The 17790-nt window shown below is 68.2% G+C and carries 18 protein-coding genes and 2 pseudogenes; 12 read left to right on the forward strand and 8 right to left on the reverse strand.

The features are described 5' to 3' along the window. A complete protein-coding gene (locus tag ACFYXH_RS06575; RefSeq protein ID WP_389561026.1) occupies positions 1-1044 on the forward strand; it encodes a hypothetical protein in 1044 nt (347 codons plus the stop codon). Positions 1045-1498: 454 nt separating this feature from the next. Here the strand turns inward: ACFYXH_RS06575 and ACFYXH_RS06580 are convergent, their stop codons facing one another. After that, on the reverse strand, positions 1499-1675 hold the full coding sequence (locus ACFYXH_RS06580; protein WP_389561027.1) for a hypothetical protein: 177 nt from the start codon (positions 1673-1675) through the stop codon (positions 1499-1501). Between the two features lie 222 nt (positions 1676-1897). Between ACFYXH_RS06580 and ACFYXH_RS06585 the strand changes: the two genes are divergently transcribed. Then, complete coding sequence (locus ACFYXH_RS06585; protein ID WP_389561028.1) at positions 1898-2428, forward strand: hypothetical protein; 531 nt, start codon at positions 1898-1900, stop codon at positions 2426-2428. Positions 2429-2437: 9 nt separating this feature from the next. On the opposite strand, the pseudogene ACFYXH_RS06590 reads toward ACFYXH_RS06585, so the two are convergent. After that, positions 2438-2653, reverse strand: a pseudogene (locus tag ACFYXH_RS06590) (transposase); the annotation flags it as partial. A gap of 459 nt (positions 2654-3112) precedes the next feature. Then, positions 3113-6715 (reverse strand): SpoIIE family protein phosphatase, encoded by a 3603-nt coding sequence (locus ACFYXH_RS06595; protein WP_389561029.1) that lies wholly within the window; start codon positions 6713-6715, stop codon positions 3113-3115. A 420-nt stretch (positions 6716-7135) separates the two neighbouring features. On the opposite strand from ACFYXH_RS06595, the pseudogene ACFYXH_RS06600 reads away from it, so the two are divergent. After that, positions 7136-7454, forward strand: a pseudogene (locus tag ACFYXH_RS06600) (DUF2252 family protein); the annotation flags it as partial. 1099 nt (positions 7455-8553) lie between these two features. Continuing rightward, positions 8554-9027 carry an SRPBCC family protein gene (locus tag ACFYXH_RS06605; RefSeq protein WP_389561030.1) on the forward strand — a complete coding sequence of 158 codons (474 nt, stop codon included), beginning with the start codon at positions 8554-8556 and terminating at the stop codon, positions 9025-9027. 456 nt (positions 9028-9483) lie between these two features. Here the strand turns inward: ACFYXH_RS06605 and ACFYXH_RS06610 are convergent, their stop codons facing one another. After that, the gene (locus tag ACFYXH_RS06610; RefSeq protein ID WP_389561291.1) at positions 9484-9657 is read right to left on the reverse strand and encodes a CsbD family protein; all 174 of its coding nucleotides are present in this window, start codon (positions 9655-9657) and stop codon (positions 9484-9486) included. A gap of 107 nt (positions 9658-9764) precedes the next feature. Between ACFYXH_RS06610 and ACFYXH_RS06615 the strand changes: the two genes are divergently transcribed. Continuing rightward, positions 9765-10160, forward strand: a complete 396-nt coding sequence (locus ACFYXH_RS06615; protein WP_389561031.1) for a hypothetical protein — start codon at positions 9765-9767, stop codon at positions 10158-10160. Positions 10161-10182: 22 nt separating this feature from the next. Here the strand turns inward: ACFYXH_RS06615 and ACFYXH_RS06620 are convergent, their stop codons facing one another. Continuing rightward, positions 10183-10569 (reverse strand): hypothetical protein, encoded by a 387-nt coding sequence (locus ACFYXH_RS06620; RefSeq protein WP_389561032.1) that lies wholly within the window; start codon positions 10567-10569, stop codon positions 10183-10185. Between the two features lie 349 nt (positions 10570-10918). Here ACFYXH_RS06620 and ACFYXH_RS06625 point away from each other — a divergent pair, with 349 nt between their 5' ends. After that, a complete protein-coding gene (locus tag ACFYXH_RS06625; protein WP_389561033.1) occupies positions 10919-11074 on the forward strand; it encodes a DUF6131 family protein in 156 nt (51 codons plus the stop codon). 146 nt (positions 11075-11220) lie between these two features. Then, positions 11221-12264, forward strand: a complete 1044-nt coding sequence (locus ACFYXH_RS06630; protein ID WP_389561034.1) for a fatty acid desaturase family protein — start codon at positions 11221-11223, stop codon at positions 12262-12264. Positions 12265-12536: 272 nt separating this feature from the next. On the opposite strand, the gene ACFYXH_RS06635 is transcribed toward ACFYXH_RS06630, so the two are convergent. Then, positions 12537-13505: an SRPBCC family protein gene (locus ACFYXH_RS06635; protein WP_389561035.1), complete on the reverse strand. Its 969-nt coding sequence runs from the start codon at positions 13503-13505 to the stop codon at positions 12537-12539. Positions 13506-13511: 6 nt separating this feature from the next. Further along, positions 13512-14222, reverse strand: coding sequence for a histone protein (locus ACFYXH_RS06640; RefSeq protein WP_389561036.1), 711 nt, complete (start codon positions 14220-14222; stop codon positions 13512-13514). Positions 14223-14774: 552 nt separating this feature from the next. Here ACFYXH_RS06640 and ACFYXH_RS06645 point away from each other — a divergent pair. The 5 genes from ACFYXH_RS06645 to ACFYXH_RS06665 all read left to right on the forward strand — a co-directional run bounded on the left by ACFYXH_RS06645 (position 14775) and on the right by ACFYXH_RS06665 (position 17249). Further along, positions 14775-15311 carry an RNA polymerase sigma factor gene (locus ACFYXH_RS06645; RefSeq protein ID WP_389561037.1) on the forward strand — a complete coding sequence of 179 codons (537 nt, stop codon included), beginning with the start codon at positions 14775-14777 and terminating at the stop codon, positions 15309-15311. Next, a complete protein-coding gene (locus ACFYXH_RS06650; RefSeq protein ID WP_389561038.1) occupies positions 15308-15859 on the forward strand; it encodes an Asp23/Gls24 family envelope stress response protein in 552 nt (183 codons plus the stop codon). The genes ACFYXH_RS06645 and ACFYXH_RS06650 overlap by 4 nt, the downstream gene beginning before the upstream one ends. A 69-nt stretch (positions 15860-15928) precedes the next feature. Beyond that, complete coding sequence (locus ACFYXH_RS06655; protein ID WP_389561039.1) at positions 15929-16342, forward strand: Asp23/Gls24 family envelope stress response protein; 414 nt, start codon at positions 15929-15931, stop codon at positions 16340-16342. Positions 16343-16356: 14 nt separating this feature from the next. Then, positions 16357-16659: a hypothetical protein gene (locus ACFYXH_RS06660; RefSeq protein ID WP_389561040.1), complete on the forward strand. Its 303-nt coding sequence runs from the start codon at positions 16357-16359 to the stop codon at positions 16657-16659. A gap of 104 nt (positions 16660-16763) precedes the next feature. After that, positions 16764-17249: an Asp23/Gls24 family envelope stress response protein gene (locus tag ACFYXH_RS06665; RefSeq protein ID WP_389561041.1), complete on the forward strand. Its 486-nt coding sequence runs from the start codon at positions 16764-16766 to the stop codon at positions 17247-17249. Positions 17250-17522: 273 nt separating this feature from the next. Here the strand turns inward: ACFYXH_RS06665 and ACFYXH_RS06670 are convergent, their stop codons facing one another. After that, the gene (locus ACFYXH_RS06670) at positions 17523-17693 is read right to left on the reverse strand and encodes a hypothetical protein (RefSeq protein ID WP_389561042.1); all 171 of its coding nucleotides are present in this window, start codon (positions 17691-17693) and stop codon (positions 17523-17525) included. Positions 17694-17790: the final 97 nt, after the last annotated feature.

The raw sequence follows: 17790 nt of genomic DNA on the forward strand, positions 1-17790 counted from the left end.
ATGAGTTTCACCACCCCGCCGCGGCCATTCGACGTGACCGCGCTCTTCCCTCAACTGGCCCCGCTGGCGCGTACGGCGACCCGGCTGCACCCGCGCCCCGGGTCGCCGACCGTGCACGACAGCTCCGTCGGCGGGCCGCTCCTGTGGCCCGCCGGCGAGCCGTGGCCGTACTGCGACGGTCCGCACGACCGGCACGCGTCGCCGACCGTCCTCTCTCCGGACGACGTCCGGCTCCTCCGCCGCGACTTCGCCGCATCGGCCGAGCGGCTGCGCCTCGACCCCGAGGCCATCGCGGCCACCCCCGAGGAACGGGAGACCTGGGAGCGGATCAAAGCCGGCCGCCCGTGGTCCGACGCCCCGGTCCCCCTCCTCCCCGTCGCCCAGCTCTACACCCGCGACGCCCCCCTTCCGTGCCCGCCGGGCGCGGACCTCCTCCAGGTCCTGTGGTGCCCCTTCGACCACGAGGAGGCCGCCCACCCCCGGACCACCCTCTTCTGGCGCTCCTCCGCCACGGTCGCCGACGCCCTCGACGCACCGCCCGAGCCGCCGGTCATCCAGTCCCGGCACTACCTCCCGGAGCCGTGCCTGTTCTCGCCGGAGCAGGTCACCGACTACCCCCACCCCCTGGAGCTGAGCCAGGAGCTCCGGGACCAGCTGGACGACATGGACCGCTGGTCGGCGATCGACCCTGCCGACTACAACTCGTACGCGGACGACCCGGGCGAGCTCTACCTGACCAACCTCAGCACCGCCCCCGGCTGGAAGACCGGCGGCTGGACCCGCTGGAGCCCCACCGACCCGGTCGACCGCTCCTGCCCTGAGTGCGGCACCGAGGCGGTCCCGCTCCTCACCATCGCCTCCTCGGAATGGGACGGCGCCGGCGAGACCTGGATCGCCGAGGAGGAACGGACGACCCCGGCCCCGCATCATCTGGGCGAGGAGGACGGCAACTTCACCTTGATCGACATCACCGGCGGCAACAACCTCCAACTCCACGCCTGCCCGGCGGACCCGTCCCACCCGCACATCGAACTGATCCAGTGAGCAAGCCCGACGCCCAAGTACCGGGACGCCACCAGCACGATTACCGTGGGAGTTACGGTGAGCACCGATATCGAGCGGGAGGACGGATCGGTGGAGGAGCTGTTCCCCAACGTCTGCATCCCCAACACCCGGGCCGACACTGGGCTGTTCAATCTCGGTAACTGATCTCAGCCTGTTCGTGCCATCGGGAGCCAACATGAGTCCCACCACCCCGCCGCGGCCGTCGCTGGTCAGCGTCTCTTCCGTGAGGTTCGGTCGGGGTGCTCCTGCTGGTCGTGGGCGGCAGTCTGCGACTGAAGGTCATTTGTCGGCTGTCAGCGGTGGACTTCGAGGTTCGTCAGGACGAGCAGCGCGCGCAGGAGCTGGGTGGCGCGGGCGGGGTCGGTGCGGAGTTTGGTGAGTGTGCGCCAGTTCTTGAGGTGGGCGAAGCCGTGTTCGACGGGGGCGCGTCCGGCTACCAGGGGCCTGTTGGCGTCCTTTTCGCAGGTGGTGAGCTTGCGGTAGCGGGTGGCCTTGGTAAGCCGGTGACGACCACGGGGTCGTCCGCGTCGTCGTCCAGGCCGAGGAAGCCGAGGTCCGCGAGGGCGCCGAGGTCGGTGGCGCGGAACTGGTCGCGGCGGGCGGCGGTCATGTAGTGGGTGCGGCCGGGCCGGGCCGCGGAGATCCAGATCAGGCGGCCCTTCTCGTCGGTCAGGGCGAGGAAGTGCAGGCCATTGGGTGTGGTGTTTGCCGGAGTAGTTAGAAGCTGTTGTCTTTCCGTACGTGATCGGTAGGTTTCCGCTGGTCAGGCGTAGTGTCCGAGATCCGGTGGCAGGGATGGCGCGTTGTGTTGTCCTGGCCTGGGAGGGGGCTGATGCCGTCGGTGATGGGGTTGTTGGAGGACGAGGAACGTGCCGCCCGGCAGCGGGTGGAGGTGCTGCGGGAGCAGACCGACCGTCTGCTGGCGGAGTTGCACGAGGCCGAGACTGACTGGCAGGAGCTGGTGAACTCCCAGCGGCGGGTCAGCGGGGTCCTGGCCGGGCAGGTCCAGGAGGAGGGCATGGCGGCGGACGTGCCGACGGTTGCCGGGGTCGATCCTCCGGCGTCCGGATCGACCGCGGGAGCGGAGGCGAAGGGCGCGTCGAAGACGCAGGCCGTGACTCCCGCCCGGCCGGGATCGATCGTGCCGCGGTGGCGGACGGGGGCCGATGTCCGTGCGCTGGCGGTGGACCATCAGCGGATCTTGGCGGTGCTCACCGAAGCGAGCCACGCGGGCCGGAAGCCGATGGCCTGCAAGGAGATCGCGCAGGAGTTGGGAATCGAGCTGACGCCTTCGAGCATCGAGGGTGTAGTGCGCTCGCGGGCCCGCCGACTGGCGGAGGGGGGTGGCTGGTGCGAACCGTAGCGGGGAAGTTCAGCCTCGCCGACGGGCCAGCCGGCGCGTCATCAGCCTGACCATGGACCAGTGGACCATCGCTTCGGATGTGTCGCAGCGGCGCTCGTAATCGCGGGCGAGCCGACGGGAGTTGAGCAGCCACCCCAGTGTGCGCTCCACCATCCACCGCCTCGGCAGCACCACGAACCCCTGCATGTCATCGCTGCGTTTGACGATCTGCAGGGTGAGCTGGAGTGCAGCGTCCCCTGCAGACGGGCCAGACGAGGGAAAATCCCAGGCCGCCTGACCCTGCGTCCCCTGGACCACGTTTCCGTGATCCAAACGGGCCGTCACGATCACCAGCAAGATCCGTCCGACCAGCGAAAGCGCTGGTCAGATCGTTTCTCCACGCGTAGCGCTTTGTGGGGCGGGTGGGACTCGAACCCACGGCCGACGGATTATGAGTCCTTTGGGGAATTTGGCGGCCCTTGTCGATCTACGCCGATCCACGACGTTTTTGCTGGTCAGAGCGGGCGAGCTGTGTCGGTGTTACTTCGTCTCTGTCAGTCTGTTCCTGTCCTTGTGTCCTGACCGCGTCCCGAATGCGTCCCGGTTGGACAGGATCGAAAGGGACGAAAGCGATCTCGCCAGCTCGAAAAAGGGACCCGAACCTCGGCGCAGCGGATTTCCCTTCCTCTAGGATCCGCGACTCCATTAGCAATGAAGACAGTTCGTTACAGCAAATCCGCAGCTTCCTAAGCAATGACTACGAGCAGTAGCGGTCGGTTGTATGGCGCTTCCGCCAGCCTGCGGGTCGCCGGTTCGACACGATGGTTCGGCGGTGGCGGCGAGCAGGGCGGTGTCGTCGTCGACCCGGTCGGGGGTGTTCAGCAGCTCCAGAGCCCGTTCGGTGATCTGCTGGGGGTCGGCGCGGGCGGCGGCGGGCAGCGCGCCGCAGGTCTGGCGCAGGGCCGCCAGGCAGTCGTCCAGGGACAGCGCCCGGTTTTCCACCAGGCCGTCGGTGTATAGCAGCAGGCTGGTGCCGGGCGGGAACGCCACCTCGCGGTCGACTGGGGTGCTGCCCAGTCCCAGCGGCAGCGCCGGGGGCAGCTCCAGGTAGGCGGTGTCGGCGGCTACCAGCAGGGGCGGCAGGTGCCCGCTGGCGGCGTAGCGCAGGCGGTGGCGGTGTGGGTTGTAGACCGCGTACAGGCAGGTGGCGAAGCGTTCGGTGGCGAGCGACTGAAGGTAGGTGTCCAGCCTGGCCAGCACCCGGGCCGGGCCGGCGCCCTCCATCGCGAGGCTGTGCAGGGCGGAGCGGAGTTGGCCCATCACGGTGGCGGCTTCCACGTCGTGGCCCATGACGTCGCCGATGGCCAGCCCCACGGCGCCGTCGGGCAGTGCGAGCACGTCGTACCAGTCGCCGCCGACCTCGGCGCCGCGGTTGCTGGCCCGGTAGTGGGTGGCCAGGCGCACCCCGGGCACCTGGGGCAGGCGGTGGGGCAGCAGGGCGCGCTGCAGGGTCAGGGCGAGGCGGCGCTCGTTGTGGTACCGGGTGGAGTTGTCGTAGGCCAGGGCCAGGCGGTGGGCGAGGTTCTCCAGATACTTGTGTTCGACCGCGGAGTAGTCGGTGTGCCGGACCAGTACCAGGGCCCCCAGTGTCTGGTCGTGGGCGTGCAGTGGCAGGGCCAGCACGGCGGCGGGCGCCGGGTGCGGGCTGGCTGGGGCTGGGGCGGTGCCGTTGATCGCGTGGGTGGCGGCGGTGGCCAGGGCCTCGCGGGCAAGAAGGGGGGTGCCGGCGATGTATGCCGGGGGCGACTGCGCCGGGGCGGGTGCCGCGGCGGTGAGGTGGATGCTGATCTGGTCGGCGAAGTCGGGCAGCAGGATCTGGCCGGCAGTCTGCAGTACCTGGTCCGGGTCGAGCGTGGCGGACAGCCGCAGGCCCGCGTCGGCCAGGGAGGCCAGCACGGCCAGCTGGTTGCGGGTCTCGGTCAGGACCTGTTCGCGCAGCCGGGACAGTTCCAACCCGGTGCGGACGCGCGCCAGCAGCTGGCGCGCGGAGAAGGGTTTGGCCAGGTAGTCGTCGGCGCCGGCGTGCCGGCCCTGCACGGATTCCTCCTCGCCGGCGCGGGCGGTGAGCAAGACGATGGGCAGGCGGGCGGTGCGCGGGTCGGCTCGCAGCGCCCGGACCAGCTCGAAGCCGTCCATGCGGGGCATCATCACGTCGCTGAGCACCAGCTCCACCGGCTGCGCCAGGGCCATCTCCAGGGCGGCCCGGCCGTCGGCGGCGAGCAGCACGTCGTAGTCGGGCTGCAGGAGCTGGGTGAGGTAGGCGCGCATGTCGGCGTTGTCGTCGACGACCAGCAGGCGGGCCCGGTGGGGGCGGTCGGTTTCGTGCGGGCCGGGGCCGTGGGGGGCATCGTGGGTCGCGGGGGCGTGCGGGGTGCGTGCCGCGGCGGGGACGGGGTCGGTCGCCAGCCAGCCCCGCGCCTCGTCCACGTAGGCCGCGGCGCGGCCGGGCCGGCCGCCTCCGCCTTCCCTGGGGGTTTCCCCGAGGGATCCGGCGCCGGCCGCAGGGGGGTCCGGGCGGGGCCGGTGGGCGGCGGCGAAGGGGAGGTCCATGGTGACGGTGGTGCCCTGGCCGAGCCGGCTGTCCACGCCGACGGTGCCGCCGTGCGCTTCCACCAGGTCCTTCACCAGCACCAGGCCGAGGCCGCTGCCCTCGTGGGAGCGGGAGCGGGCGCCGCGGACCCGGTGGAAGCGTTCGAACAGGCGCGGCAGCTCGTCCGCGGGGATGCCGATGCCGGTGTCGGTCACGGTCAGCCGGGCGCGGTCGTCTGCCGCGGCCACCTGCACCCGGGCGCCGCCGGTGAAGGTGAACTTCAGGGCGTTGCTGAGCAGGTTGAGGATAATCTTCTCCCACATCTCCCGGTCCAGGGACACCGGCTTGGGCAGCGGCGGGCAGTCCACCTCCAGCGTCAGCCCGGCCGCCTCGAAGGCGGAGCGGAACACCCCGGCCAGCTCGGCCGTGGCACCGGCGAGGTCGACCGGCTCGAGGGCCGGGCGCATCTGCCCGGCCTCGGCCCTGGCGACGTCCAGGAGTGTGTTGACCTGCTTCAGCAGGCGCAGGGCGCCGCGCTCGGCCAGCTCCAGCTGCTCGCGCCGCTCGGGCCGGTCCTCGTCGGCCAGGGCCTGCTGGAGCGGGCCCAGGAGCAGGGTGAGCGGGGTGCGGAACTCGTGGCTGACGTTGGCGAAGAAGGTGGTCTTGGCCCGGTCCAGCTCGGCCAGCGCCTCCGCCCGTCGGCGCTGCTCGTCGTGGGCGAGCGCGGCCGTCAGCGCCCCGGCCACGGCGGCGGCGAGCACCTCCAAAAAGTCCCGGTACGCCCCGGCTGGCGGGAAGCAGGGGTTGACGCCCACCACCAGGACGCCCTCCACCTGGCCCGCGCAGTCCAGCGGCAGGGCCAGCGCCTGCTCGACGGGGAGCCGGAGGGCCGCGGCGTGCTGCCCGGCCGTGTTGCCGCCGGTGAACGCGGCGGCTGGCAGCGTGGCAGGGGCACCGTCGGCGACCACCTGCGCCAGCCGGGCCGCGACCTCCGACCCGTCGGCCGCACTCAGCGAGACGGCCTCGGGCGCCGGCCGGAGCCCGGCGGAGGCCGCCGGCCGCAGCATCCCCGGCTCGGAGGCCAGGTACAGGCCCAGGAACGGGATCTCCTCGGGATAGGAGCCCAGCACCTCCGCGACGACGCGGGCGACCTCGCCCGGGGTGGGCAGCCCGGCGGTGCGGGCGCCGGTCTCGCTCAGCAGGCGCAGCCGGCGCTCGCCCAGTACCCGGCCGGTGGTCTCGGTGATGATCTGCAGCACGCCGCCGGCGGTGCCGTCGTCCAGCAGCACAGGCTGGAAGGCGGAGTCGAAGTAGCACTGTTCCGGAAAGCCGTGGCGCTCCATGATGAGCGGCTCATCGGGGATCAGCAGGGGCTTGCGGGTGTCGGTCACATAGTGGAAGTGGGAGCTCACGGGGTGGACCCAGACCTCGGGGAACACATCCTTATAGGGCCTGCCGAGCGCCCAGGGGTGTTTGGCGCCGACAATGGGTGAGGAGCCGAGGTTGTACAGCGTCGTGAATTCGGCGCCCCAGTACAGAGCCATCCCGTGCTCAGAGGTGAGCATGAGGCGCAGGGTGTCCACCAGGGGCCCCGGCCAGGACTCGGGGGGCCCGAGCGGCGTCGCCGCCCACTCGATCCCGGCCAGAAGCTCGCCGAACGCGCCGGCCTCGGCGAACATCCGGGCCGCCGCGGTGCGCGGGTCTTCGGGGCGGGTCATCGAGAAATCTTCCTCCTGGCGCCTATGTGATCCGCCCGCGCCCTCCCGAGGCTGCCGACGGCCTCGCTGCGGACCTTCCGGGCAGATCGGACCCGACGGTGTCGGCCGCCCACAGGGACTGCGAGTACGCGATCGCCGCAGTCGGCGTGCGGCTGCAAGCCGCACTTCTGGGCAAATCACAGTTTTAATTATTTTAACCTTGCAATTCTGGCAGGGAACGCAGCCAGAACCTCGGATCCGGCGCCGACGGTGTCGGCCGGGACGGCGGGACCGAGATCGAGTCCCAGGGCTGAGAACAGACGCCCGCCCGGCATCGGTGATCCACCCGGCCGACATCGGAGGTGGCCACGGAGCCCTTCTGTCCGCCGTGCCCTGTGCCGGGCGTCCCAACAGCCGCAGGGCCAGGCAGGAGGGTCTCAGATGTCACAGAAAGCGACCACGGCGCTGCGCGCGGCACCGCACGCCACGCTCGAGGAACGCGCGGCTCTCGGCAAAGAGGCGCGGCGCCGTTCGCCGCGGTCGGGCCACGCCGTGTACAAGCCGTCTCCTGACCGGCCGGACCCGCTGGGCGATCCTGGAGGCGCAGTCCGCGGCACGGGTGCCCGAACTCGTTCCGATCCGCTACGGCCGGATGATGGAGTCCCCGTTCCGCTTCTACCGGGGCGCCGCGGCGATCATGGCGGGCGACCTCGCCGGCACCCCGCGCTCGGGACTCACGGCCCAGCTGTGCGGGGACGCCCGCGGGCGCTCGTACAGCCGCGCCCCGTAAGGCGTCTCCGCGCGAACCGAAGTGTTCCTTCGGGCCGTTTCCAGTACGGGCCGTTTCTCCCGCGCCTCGGTCGGGCGACAGCCCTCCGGTCCAAAGGCTGCGCAGCACCCCGGCCGCCTGCCGCCACACCGCGCGGACTACACCACCCACGTCCGGAGCGGTGTCGGGCAACATGGTGCCGAAGCAGTCGCTTCCGATTCCCTGCGTCCTGCCAGCGTCCCGAATTCGCCGTCCAGCCGCTCACACTGGCCAGATGCGGTGACTTCCCGGACTGTCGGGCCAACACATCCGCGAAGGTCAGGCCAGTTCGAACTACCGCCGACGGCAACGCTGTCGAACTCATGGGCAGCGGATTCAGTCCGTTGGGCCAAAGTCCTGAATCCACACCCGCGATGAGACGTTTCTGCAGGTCAGAGGCCTGCGTAGTGGGGCGGGTGGGACTCGAACCCACGGCCGACGGATTATGAGTCCTTTGGGGATCTTGGCGGCCCTAGCAGATCCACGCTGATCCATGTCGTTCTAGCAAGTCAAAGGTGCTTAGCCATGTCGGCGTCCCCCAGTCGTTGTCAGTCTGTTCCTATCCTTGCGTCCCGACCGCGTCCCGAATGCGTCCTGGTTGGACGGGCTCGACGGACCATGGAATTGACCGAGCACCGCCGATTCGACCTGAGGATCCCCCCAGGCAGCGACGGCCCGCCTGCTGGTAGTCCTTCGGGCTGCATAGCTGCCCTCCTCAGCAAGAATTCCTTCCACAGAGGAGAGCGCGCCGCATGTAAGGGCGTTCGTCATTAGGCGGGGGGATCGAGTCAATACGCGTCCTGTAAACGGGCGTTGGAATGCGCTACCGGGTCGTGCGTACCGAAGGGGCCTGGCCCGAACCAACGCCGCTTCCTGCGACGCGCAATGGCCTCACCCATACCGGGCTAAACGATATCCGGATACGGTGTCGACGCTACTGCGGCCGCGGGGAGGTCGTCGCGCGTTTGCCAATCGCCGCGGTCTGGCTGACCGTGGTCTCTGGGGCCCGAGTTCTCCCGATTGCTTCTCGTTCAGACCCCTGGAGGATCCTATGGCCGTGCGCCACCGGCTCATCACGAAGCCGCCAATGGCAGTGTGGGGCGTGTTGGAGGACGGGAGCCGCTACGCGGACTGGGTCGTGGGCACCTCGGAATCCCGACCGGTCGATGACCACTGGCCCGAGCTCAATTCGCAGATCGAGTACACGGTACGACTCGGACCGTGGACCGCAGTGGGCCGCACCATCGTGCGCCGGGTCGAGCGGCCTCGCCAGCTCGAGCTGGAGGTGGACAGCGGCCCACTCGGTACCGCGCGAATTGCAATCGAAATCCGACCCTGGGGGGCGGATGCTCTGGTCATTCTCGACGAGCACCCTCTGCGCGGGCCAGGCGGCGCGCTGCACAATTCGCTGATCGATGCACTGCTCCAGGTACGGCATCGCAGCATGCTCAGTCGTCTCGCCGACGTCGTCGAGCAGGCAACGGCCGCCGATGCCCGCCCAACTGGCGACGTCACTCAGGCATGACGGCAAACGATCTCGCTGCAGACTGCCTGGTGCTGAGTCCGGGATTTCTCGGTAGTAGGGGGGTTGCCTCCGGCGAGCAGCGTGCAGGCGAACAGCCGTCACAGGTCCTCAATCGGCACCCTGGACGACGTCGGCTGGCCGCTGGCCTCGGGCCCCGATCTCTCTCGCCCTCTCGGAGGCAGCCGCTTTCTCTCACGGGTGTGTCGCGCGTCGCTCTCGCTGTGCTTGAGCGGGCACGCCAAAAGAGGTCTCCCGCCGGAAGATACTGCTCGACGCAGCCGCTGCTTCGGGTATTCACGACTCTGGCGGGCTGGCGACGCCACCGCGGGGTGCCCTTGCGAACCGGGGCCGTGGCGTCGGCTCGGAAGGCGCTGTGAAACCAAGCGAGAGTAGCCGGACGGCAATGCCGACGGCTTCGGCAAAGTATCCTTCCGCGCCGGATCCGCTGAGCCCGTATCAGCGCTTGAAGGCGTCCTTCATCTTCTCCTTGGCCTGACGAACGTCACCTTTCGCCTTCTCGGCGCGGCCCTTGGTAGTCAAACCCTCGTTGCCTACCGCTCGGCCCGCGGTCTCCTTCACCTTACCCTTAGCCTGTTCCGCCTTGGCCTTTGCCTTCTCATCCTTTGCCACGTCACTCACATCCCGCTCCCTCAAAACTCAATGGATAACTTCAACCTCACCCGAAAATAGCTTCCTAAACTTGCAATAGGGGCTGCGATCCGGCCGGAGAAGCCAAAATGCCAATGCTGGCCATGTTGCCGATGACGAACAGGATTGACAGCAGCGCGCACGGACTTTCTGGCGGGTTCTCGGTCTTCGGCTACGAGGTCACGGGTTCCACCGGCACGCTCTTCCTCTACGGCATCGCTATCGGAGGGGCGGCTGTGCTCGGACTGGCCCTGCGGCTGATCGGCGCGCGGCGCGCCAAGCGCCGCAGCCTGTCCCGCCGCGGACTCACCCTGTCACGTGGCGACACGCCTGTTGCCGACCGGGAGCGCCATGATCAGATCAATCAGCGCGATACCCTGACCGCCGAGGCGACCCGGGCGCAGACTAGGGATCGCCCTGCCGCCACAGGGCCACATCACCGTAGCGGTATGCACTGGTTTGGCCATCGGTCGGTTCCGCGATGACTTCGGTTGCCGTTTCGGCTATCTAGTCGGCGCTCCGCTTGCCGGGCGGGTCCTGGGGGTCCACACCGGTCGTGGCAGAGGCGTCCTTGGTTCCGCTGGGGCGCTGTGAGCGGCCCTTGGGGCCCTTGTCGTGCATACCCTTGTCGCCAGAGCCCTTGCCCTGCTGTTCCCCGCGGCGACTGATGCTCTCAACGGTGCCACCGGGGACGGATTTCGACTCCTCTTTGGAGACCTTCCGGCCGCTGCCCTTCGCGGGGGCATATTCATCCGGGTGGAAGGAGCGATGGGCGCTCGGGTTTTCCTGTTGACGCGTCTCGTCCAAGTCTGGCGACCAGCCGTGCTGATCACCCTTGTGCCGACTCGGCCCCTCGCCATGCGAAGGCTGGGACGGCTTCGACTGCTTGGGCATGACCTCACCTGCCTGTCCTTCGAGGTTGCATCCACACGCTTTGCCGACGGTATGGCAATACTCCCACCTGCAGCCGTAGCGGTCATATCAGGCTCACTGACGTTGCTGACGGTGCCTGTAGGAAGGTGGGAGCGGTTTTCCCGTCCGGAGAGTCCCGGCCGATGTCTGAGCCGCTCGCTTCAGTCTCGGACTGCATGAGCCCTCGCGACTGGACAGTGGTCGCCCTTCAAGCATGATCGCAATGCTGCTGTCGGGAGGCGCACGCGCTGGCCAGGGCTAGCCCCGAGTTTGCTCCGCAAAAAGGCGGGGACCTGTGAGAAGAGGGGGTCGCCCGTCACGGGAGGTCATCATGATCATTCTCGGAATCATTCTGCTCATCATCGGTCTCTTGGCCGGCATCGGTATTCTCTGGACTATCGGGATCGTCCTGGTCGCGATCGGGGTTGTGCTGTGGATTCTGGGAGCGGTAGGACACGCGGTCGGCGGACGACGGCACTACTGGTAGCCGCGCTTCCATCAGGGCATTCGGCTGAGCATGTTGGCGATGCCCTCCCCGCACAGCATCGAACGTCAGCATGGCTCGGTCCTGCTCCGTCGCGCTGCCAAGCAACCCACCGCCGCATCCCCTTCTGACGGAAGGCTCCGGTCTCGATGGCAATTCACGCTCCTGTTCGTCCCCCTCCCTCCCAGGCGTCCGGCAGTGACTTCGCCAGGCTGTCGAAGGAGATCGCCGACGCCGGGCTGATGCGCCGCCGACCCGGCTACTACGCGGCCCGTATCACGACGGTAGGCGTGCTCTACGCCGGCGGCTGGACCGCGTTCGTACTCGTCGGCTCCAGCTGGTGGTCACTGGCCATCGCCGCCTTCCTCGCCCTTGTTTTCGGCCAGGTCGCCCTCCTGGCTCACGACGTGGCGCATCGACAGGTATTCCGGCGGCGCAAGGCCAGCGAGCGGTTCGGCCGTATCGCCGGGAACGCGGGCATCGGAATGGGCTACGGCTGGTGGCAAGACAAGCACACCCGCCACCATGCCAACCCCAACCACGAAACCCTCGACCCCGACCTGATCCCCGATCTGCTGGTCTGGTCCCAGCACCAGGCCCGCGCCGCCCAGGGCCTTCCCAGACTCATCGGCCGCTCACAGGCCTTCCTCTTCTTTCCTCTTCTCACGCTTGAGGGCTACAACCTGCACGTGATGGGCGTGAAAGCCCTGACCAACCGCTCGCTGAAACATCGCGTGCAAGAAGGCACCCTGCTCTTTGCCCACTTCGCGCTCTTTCTCACTGCGCTTTTCCTGGTGCTGCCCCCAGGTATGGCCATTGCCTTCCTCGCCGTTCACCAGGGCCTGTTCGGCCTCTACCTCGGCTCCATCTTCGCCCCCAACCACAAGGGCATGCCGATTCTGACCGGCAAAGACCGCCCCGACTTCCTACGCCGTCAGGTCCTCACCTCACGCAACGTGCGCGGCAGCCGATTCATCGACATCGCGCTCGGCGGTCTCAACCACCAGATCGAACACCACCTGTTCCCCAGCATGCCCACCCCTCAACTACGCGACGCCCACCCCATCGTCCGCCGCTACTGCGGGGAACTAGGCATCCCCTACCTCGAGACCAGCCTCATCGCCTCCTACCGGCAAGCCCTCGCAAGCCTCCACCAGGCAGGAATCCCCATCCGCAACGCGCGCCACATCTGACAGCCCGATCATCCGGTTCCGGCGCACGCGGGTCCATGCTCGGGTCGACCGGATCTCACGACGGACCGGACGAAGCCTTGTCCGAGGTGAGTGGCGGCCAGGCCTCGCGAGTGGTGCTCGGTCGTTCGGGAAGAGCCGACCAAGTGGTGGGGACCGCATGCCTGCTACGGAGAGCCGCCGGTCTACGCGAGGTGACAGCGAACCCGTGAACGGCAGCAGAGGGCGGGCCGTCACAGAAAGTGGTTTTGGCCACCTGCCTCTGGTGACGTCGCTTACCGGGATCGATCCTCCTCGTCTTCATCGGCGGGCTCGTCCTCCCACTCGTCTTCCTCTCCGTCCTCCTCTTTTTCTTCGTCCTCTGCATCGCCGTCTTCCGCGGTTTCGTACTCGCCGTCATTCTCCGAGTCCTCGGCCTGTGCCGCTCCTTCCTCTTCCATAGCTTCGTCGTGCGACATGACGACTTCGCCGTCTCGGATCTCGCCGCGCCAGCCGTCCGGCTCTTCCTCGGTGAGAGTGACGTACCGCTGGAAGTGCTTGAAGTCCAGCCGCATACGGCGGCCTTGGGCCCGCCACAGATTTCCGGTCTTCTCGAAGAACCCGGACGGGTAGTACTCCACGACCAGGACAATCCGCGTCAGGGTCGGCGCCAGTTCGTGGAAACTGACGGCACCACGAGTGCTGCCCTTCGCACCTTCGGAGGTCCAAACGATTCGGTCGTCCGGGATCTGCTCCTGAACAGTCGCTTTAAAACTGCGGGAGGAAGGGCCAACCTTGACCTTCCAGTCGCTGGTCACCTCGTCGCCCATCGAGACGTCGCGAACACCCTTGGTAAAGCTGCTGAACTCCTCGTACTGCGTCCAGTAGTCGTAAGCCGTACGCAAGGGCACGCCGACATCGAGGACTTCAATGATGTTCATGCTCTTGTTACCGCTGGACTTGCCCTTGCCGCCGCCGAACGCTTCCTTGGCCTTGTCCACAACGCTGTCCTTGACGCCTTTGGCCTTCTCGGACACGAACGCCTTCACGGGAGATTCACCCCCGAGGACGCGCGAGCCGACCTTGAGCAGTGACCCGCCGTTGTCAGCGACATCAGTGAGCTGACCCGTGACGTCCGTGAGCTTGTCGCTGGCTTTACCCGCGAGCCGCTCCACCTGTGAACCGAGGAAACCCGACAGCTCCTCACGCAGTCGGCCCGCCCCCGACTCCTCCGCCTCCGGCTGCTTCGTCTCCTTCGCGGCCATGGTGGGCTACCTCCGACGATCGGCGCGCTTGGATGTCTTCTTCGCCGCCCGCCCTGAAGAAGACGCCTTCTTGGCGGGAGCCTGCTTCTTAGCGGCGGACTTCTTGGCTGGGGCTGCCTTCTTCGCGGCCGGCTTCGTCGCAGAGGACTTCTTCCTCCGAGCCGGCTCCTTCGACGCTGCCCCGGATGAACTCCGGGCAGAACCGGCCCGCTCTCTCCTTGACGCCGTACCTCGATCAGGCTGAGCCGGCTTCCGGGAGCTTCTGCGGCGCTGCGGACGCTTGTGTTCAGGCTCCTCCTCGTCCTCCTCCTCTTCCTCGTCCTCGTACTCCTCCTCGTCCTCCGGCTCCTCCGGCTCCTCCTCGTCCTCGTACTCCTCCTCGTCCTCCGGCTCCTCCTCGTCCTTCTTGCCGGAGCCAGCCGTGCGGTCACGAAGCGTGTCCGCGAGCGTCCCCATGCCGCGAGTGGCAGCAGCTGTCACGGCCTTTCGGCCGGCGTCGAGGACCTCCCCCTTCAGCTGCTCCTGCAGTTCGGCGACCTGCGGGATCTCCCCCAGCCTGCGCATGCCCTCGGCAGCGAGCTGGCGCGGATCGAGGTCGAACCGTCGGCCCGCCACATAGGTCGCCACGCTCAGGGCGAGCTTGCCTTTCTTCGTACGGCCCAGCACGTAACCGGCGACTACGGCCGCGGCGAGAGCCACCTTGGTCTGATCGTCCATGCGCACGTCACCTTCATCGTTCCCTCGGGAACCCACCCGTGCCGCGCAACTGCTGCTGCCCGTGGTCTCTGCTCCAACAGGGGGCCGCTGCGGCCGATTCGTGGAGCGCAGCAAAGAGGGAACCTGGTCCGTCTCACTTCGGGCGGGGCCGGCCATCTACTGCCCGGCGATTCCGGCCGCGACGGGCGGTCGCCTCGGCACGAGAGCCATCACTCGATGCCGGTCCTGCACTCACCAGTCTCGCCCGGATCATGCCGGTCGCATCTTGAGAAGCCCCCACTCCTGCTGCGGAGACGGGCCGCTGTGGCAGTCCGTGGTTGCCGGTCGCTGGTGATGCCAGTGCTGACCGCGGCAGCGGACCCGTGTGTGGTCGATGCTTGATGTGCGGTGACGATCTCTCCGCAGTTGTGTCCTTCTACTGCCCGGCGCTGTTCGGCCGGTGTCCAGCAGGTCCGAGGGAAGGGCCGAGAGCATGCCTGGCGCAGGAGGGTTGTGCAGGTGACATCGCCTGCTGACATGGGCCCACAGCCTGCCGCCCACGTGCGGGAGGCTGTGCTGGACGATGCGACCTTGGTGGCCCGGGCACGTGACGGCGACGTGCGTGCCTTTGAGGTGCTCGTGTGCCGTTATCAGGGGCCGATGTACCGCTTGGCACTGCGTATGCTCTCCAGCCGTGGCGACGCCGAGGATGTGGTGCAGGAGGTTTTCCTGACCGCATGGCGGCGGCTGGGGCAGCTAAGGGAAAACGCAGCACTCGTGGGCTGGCTTTACCGGACGACGACCAACCGGTGCCTGAACATCATCCGGGCACGCAGGCCCGTCACGGACGCTGACCTGGACAGCCGCGAATCCGTCGACGCGGCGGGATCGCCGGAACGGGCGGCACAGGTCGGCGAGCAGCTGACCGCGCTCGCGGCGGCTCTGAAACGGCTGACGCCCGAGCAGCGGGCCTGCTGGCTGCTGCGGGAGGTCCACGGGCGCTCCTATGGGGAGATCGCGGTGGTGATGGGCACGACCCAGGCGGCGGTACGTGGACGCATAGCGCGCGCTCGAGCGCAGTTGGCGGAGGTGATGGCTCCATGGAAATGAGCGACGCTCAGAGCTACATGCTGCCTTGCGGCCGCGATGTCGAGGCGGTGTGGGAGCGGCTCGACATCGTCGACACCGGCGTGGCGACCACCCATGACCTCCGCTGTGAGTACTGCTCTGCTGCCCGGGACAGCCTGCTTGTGCTGCGGGAGGTGACCGGCGAGTTGGCCTCGGAGGAGATCGAGCCACCGCTGGGCTTGACCGGCCGGATCATGTCCGCGGTGCGGGCAGAGGTGCGCCGTCACAGCATGCTCGCGCTGCCCACCGCGGAGCCGGGCGGGGTGCGGATCAGCGAACAAGCGGTCGCCGCGGTGCTGCGGTTCGCAGCCGATACCGTCGACGGCGTGCGCGCGCGGCGCTGCAGGATCACCGCTGCGGAGAGCGACGGTGCGGTGGAGGTGGCAATGAGTCTGGCGGTCAGCTACCGCGACTTCGCCGCCGCCGCTGTCGACGAGGTACGCGAGCGGGTCCAGGCAGCCGCTGCAGCACGGATCGGGATATCCGTGGTGCGTCTCGACCTGACCGTGGAGGACCTCTACGACGAATGACACCCCCGGGTTCGGGCAGCAGAGGGTTGAGAGGGGCTGAAGCACAGGGACAGGGTGCTCGCTATGAGAATGACAGTGGCAGACGACAGGGCAGGGGTTCCCCGCTGCCAGTGGGTCATCGCCGAGCCCGTGATCGCCGCAATCGTCGCCCGTGCCGCTATCGCGTCCGCAGGCGTTGTGCGAATCGAACCCGGCCTGACCGGGCTCGCCTCCCAGGTGGCCCACTTGGCACGCCAGAAGATCAACGGCCTCACCCCGGCCCCGACCGAGGGCGTAAGAGTCACAGTCGACCAGTCGGCCGTGCCCTCAACCCTGCGCGTGTCCGTAGACCTGGTCGCCTCCGGGCAGGACCAGGCTGCGGCTGTGGCGCAGGCCGTTCAGCGCGAGGTCACGCGCGCGGTCGCCGATGCGACGGGCATCACCCCGCAAGCCGTCACGGTGTCGATCATGGACATCGGCTCGTATGAGGCTGGTGCGTGGTGACACCGAGAACAGAGATGACGCGCTCACTCCTGGCCGTCCTGGGCAGGCTCCCTGGTCTGCGTCCAGCGACCCCGTCCGCCACCCGCATCGGCTCACGCGTACCGTGGAACGTCGACACTCTGGCCGTCCGTATCGACGCCGAACTCATCGAGATTCGTGTCGTCGCCCTCGCCCTCCCCCTTCCTCCGATCCTGCGCGAAGCCGAGGCCGCCCTGCAAACGGCGCTGGAGGAGAGCCTGTGGAAGGACGTCCGGTTGCGCCTGGTCGTCACCGACATCGATGCTGCCGCCCTCAGTCGTCGCGTTCGCGATAACTGACGCCGGTGTCTGAGGGGCCATGACGTTCTCCCTCGCCGCGGGTCCTTCTGGTGTGACGAGGGCGCAACCGCCTCGTCCAGAGCCAGGAACCCGAGGAGAGCACGATGACGAACCCGGCCACCACAAAGATTGCCGAGCACTCCACATTCGCCGCTGGTGACGCAGACAGCACCGCCACCAGCACACCGGCAGCCTCCGACCAGGGCTCCACCACCATCGCCGACGTCGTCGTCCAGAAGATCGCCGGGCTCGCCACCCGCGAGGTGCCCGGCGTATACGAGCTGGGCGGCGGAGCGTCACGGGCGTTCGGCGCAGTAAAGGGGCGGATCCCCGGAGCCTCCGCCAGCGCCGGACAGGGCGTCTCCGTCGAGGTCGGTCAGAAGCAGGCAGCCGTGGACCTGCAGATGGTAGTCGAGTACGGCTCATCCATACCCGAGCTGACCAAGGACGTCCGCAACAACGTCATCGACACCGTCGAGCAGATGACCGGCCTGGAAGTCGTCGAGGTCAACATCAACGTCAATGACGTCCACATCCCCGCTGACGACAACGACGGCGACGACCAGGGCATCAGCGACCGCCTCCAGTAGCCGTCCATAGCCCCAGCGTCGGCACGACGCCGCGGAACACCAATGCGCACGGTGCCTCACCACGGGCTCGGTGCAGCGAAGAGGCCATCTGCGCGCCTATGCCCGCCCGGCTCATCACCGTACGACCACCGCAAATGCGATGTACGGCATCATCGCGCTCAGCGGCCAGAGGTAGGGCCCGCTGCTGGACAGTTGGAGGGGCTGGGTCGAACCGCCTCGCCCACCGGTCGCAGGTTGCAGGTGGATTGGCGGTCCGACATCTAGCACCAGGGGTCAGTGGGCCGGGCGTCGGCGCGAGCGCGATACCGAGCGCACGAGCAGGTACAGCACGGCGACGACGAGAAGCAGCACCCCGATGGAGAGCAGGTACAGCATGCCGTCCACGACAGCGCCGATGATGACCAGCGCGATGGCGCTGCAGAGCAGAACCAGGAAGAGGACCATGGCGCTACGCCTCCTGGGGTCGTGGCGGAAGGAAGGACTGGACTACGGGCAGCACCAGGGCGGGAGGCGGCTCTGCTTCCCTGCGAGTTCTGTGAAA

Origin of the sequence: Streptomyces sp. NPDC002730 (assembly GCF_042888805.1) — a bacterium.
Taxonomy (GTDB): domain Bacteria; phylum Actinomycetota; class Actinomycetes; order Streptomycetales; family Streptomycetaceae; genus Streptomyces.

Excerpts from the sequence above, each read along its gene's own strand:
- ACFYXH_RS06575 (WP_389561026.1), top strand. The coding sequence starts at position 1 with ATGAGTTTCACCACCCCGCCGCGGCCATTCGACGTGACCGCGCTCTTC.
- ACFYXH_RS06580 (WP_389561027.1), bottom strand. The coding sequence starts at position 1,675 with ATGACCGCCGCCCGCCGCGACCAGTTCCGCGCCACCGACCTCGGCGCC.
- ACFYXH_RS06585 (WP_389561028.1), top strand. The coding sequence starts at position 1,898 with ATGCCGTCGGTGATGGGGTTGTTGGAGGACGAGGAACGTGCCGCCCGG.
- ACFYXH_RS06595 (WP_389561029.1), bottom strand. The coding sequence starts at position 6,715 with ATGACCCGCCCCGAAGACCCGCGCACCGCGGCGGCCCGGATGTTCGCC.
- ACFYXH_RS06605 (WP_389561030.1), top strand. The coding sequence starts at position 8,554 with ATGGCCGTGCGCCACCGGCTCATCACGAAGCCGCCAATGGCAGTGTGG.
- ACFYXH_RS06615 (WP_389561031.1), top strand. The coding sequence starts at position 9,765 with ATGCCAATGCTGGCCATGTTGCCGATGACGAACAGGATTGACAGCAGC.
- ACFYXH_RS06620 (WP_389561032.1), bottom strand. The coding sequence starts at position 10,569 with ATGCCCAAGCAGTCGAAGCCGTCCCAGCCTTCGCATGGCGAGGGGCCG.
- ACFYXH_RS06625 (WP_389561033.1), top strand. The coding sequence starts at position 10,919 with ATGATCATTCTCGGAATCATTCTGCTCATCATCGGTCTCTTGGCCGGC.
- ACFYXH_RS06630 (WP_389561034.1), top strand. The coding sequence starts at position 11,221 with ATGGCAATTCACGCTCCTGTTCGTCCCCCTCCCTCCCAGGCGTCCGGC.
- ACFYXH_RS06635 (WP_389561035.1), bottom strand. The coding sequence starts at position 13,505 with ATGGCCGCGAAGGAGACGAAGCAGCCGGAGGCGGAGGAGTCGGGGGCG.
- ACFYXH_RS06640 (WP_389561036.1), bottom strand. The coding sequence starts at position 14,222 with ATGGACGATCAGACCAAGGTGGCTCTCGCCGCGGCCGTAGTCGCCGGT.
- ACFYXH_RS06650 (WP_389561038.1), top strand. The coding sequence starts at position 15,308 with ATGAGCGACGCTCAGAGCTACATGCTGCCTTGCGGCCGCGATGTCGAG.
- ACFYXH_RS06655 (WP_389561039.1), top strand. The coding sequence starts at position 15,929 with ATGACAGTGGCAGACGACAGGGCAGGGGTTCCCCGCTGCCAGTGGGTC.
- ACFYXH_RS06660 (WP_389561040.1), top strand. The coding sequence starts at position 16,357 with ATGACGCGCTCACTCCTGGCCGTCCTGGGCAGGCTCCCTGGTCTGCGT.
- ACFYXH_RS06665 (WP_389561041.1), top strand. The coding sequence starts at position 16,764 with ATGACGAACCCGGCCACCACAAAGATTGCCGAGCACTCCACATTCGCC.
- ACFYXH_RS06670 (WP_389561042.1), bottom strand. The coding sequence starts at position 17,693 with ATGGTCCTCTTCCTGGTTCTGCTCTGCAGCGCCATCGCGCTGGTCATC.